The organism is Caloramator quimbayensis (genome assembly GCF_900167605.1).
Lineage (GTDB): Bacteria > Bacillota > Clostridia > Clostridiales > Caloramatoraceae > Caloramator_B > Caloramator_B quimbayensis.
Map to the genome: position 1 here is coordinate 1 of NZ_FUYH01000060.1, position 1960 is coordinate 1960.

Below are 1960 nucleotides of genomic sequence, written 5' to 3' on the forward strand. Positions count from 1 at the left end.
ATCTCATCTTTGACAGTTGCGAGAAGCAAAAAGCCTGTAGAACCGTTGATTATCAAGGGCTCTCAGGCTTTTGTATTTTTAAAAAAAGTGAGTAATGTTTTTTATTTTTTCGTGTCTTTAAAAATTTTTTTCATTTGTTTCATATTAATTATTTGATAATCCGTTCTAAAGCCAAATTTATCATGTAAATCATCTGTAAAATCAGTCCTTGTATAGATTGGAATATAGCCCTCATTCTTAATTTCATAAAAATTCATTTCTCTAAGGCCTGATATAATATCACTACACGTATATTTTTCTGAAAGTTTTTTTTCTAATAACCTATATATCATCAAGGAAATGAAACAAGTTGTAAAATGTGCTTTTATTCTATCATCTCTTCTTAAATATACTGGTCTTGCTTTAAACTCTGATTTCATAATACGGAAGGATTCTTCTATTTCCCAACGTCTTCTATTAATTTTTATAATTGCGGCAGCATCATCACTTATATTTGTACATACTGCATAAAAACCATCATACATTGCTTCTTGTGCTATTAAATCAGCATTAATGCTGTATAATTCTTTTTCGGCTACTTCACCGTCAGGTGTACAGTGAGTCTTTGAAATAAAGCGTTTATAATCATTAACATTACATTTCTTCAATTTTGTAGGATTAGTATCAATAACCTCTTGAGCTCTTTCTATTTGGTTACCTCTTATAGTTCTTTGATAGTTTCTATATTTTAAAGAAAATGTCACAATAAGTTTTTGTTCAAGCCCATCTTCTTTTATCCAACGTTCCTTATAAAAAATTTTATTAAAATCTGCTTCTTCATCAATTTCGTTTAAATTATATGCTTTGTCTGAATCGCTAAGATGCCATCCTTTCGTATCTAATGCCCATTCTTTTAAATGCGATTTTAATTTTTTAATAGATTGTGTAGTAATAAAAGCTCTATTCTGTATGTTATTAAACTTTCTATTAGCTGTAGATGCAAGCCCTGCATCTGTACAAATGATAAACTTCGAAAGTCCAAATTCGGATATAATTTTTTGCTCTAAAGGTTTTAAAGTGACTTGCTCATTAGTATTACCTTTGTTTATACAAAACGCAAGGGGAACACCATCTCCATCCATGAAAAGTCCCATTTGAACAATTGGATTAGGTCTATGTTCTTTTGATACTCCATACTGTTTTAATCCTTCTTCTTGTTCAATTTCAAAGAAATAGTTGGTGCAGTCATAATAGAGGACTCCTTTATTACGATTACAAACTTTAAGACTATTCTTATATAATTCTGACTGAATAAAATCTATTTCTTCTGAAATCACTTCTAAAGCTCTATAAATATGTTGAAGTTCAAAATCAGGCTGCTCAATAAATTTTTTTGATAGCTCATATGTAGCAAGCTTAGATGATGGATAAATAATTCTTGCATAAATTAATCTTGATAGTATTGAATTTAGATTAAAATTAAATTTATGTCTATCTGAAATATTTTTACAGATATTTTGCAGCCCAAGCTCGTTATATATTTTTTGTAAAAACAAGTAACCACCATTAAAAGTATGCTGTTCGTCCTTGGCAATTTGTTTAACAGGTGAGTATTTTACTAATATTTCTCTTTTCTCTTCTTTTTCTTTCTTGTTTAATTCTTCAATATATTTTTTTGCCCATTCTACAGGATCTTGTCCATTTAGCTTTTTCAAAAGTTCATCGTAAGTTCCAAGTTTTTCAACTACTTTTGAAGTACGCTTACCTTTTTCATAAACAGATTTAACTATATATAAGGATGCTGCATTTTTTGATTTAACAATTTGTAATCTCATTTTTTCACATCTTTTCATAGATTTATATCTATATTATAACACATTGTTACACATTGTGCACTATGAAAATTTAAAATTTGACAAAAAAATAAGCCTGTATCAAGGCTTTAAGGCACTTTTTTTGTATTGCAACTGTCAAAGACCCG

At 28.9% G+C, this 1960-nt stretch carries 1 protein-coding gene; it reads right to left on the minus strand.

What is annotated here, in order from left to right; all coding sequences use genetic code 11:
- Window positions 1–101: 101 nt before the first annotated feature.
- The gene (locus tag B5D15_RS15155; protein WP_078697928.1) at window positions 102–1814 is read right to left on the minus strand and encodes an IS1634 family transposase; all 1713 of its coding nucleotides are present in this window, start codon (window positions 1812–1814) and stop codon (window positions 102–104) included.
- Window positions 1815–1960: the final 146 nt, after the last annotated feature.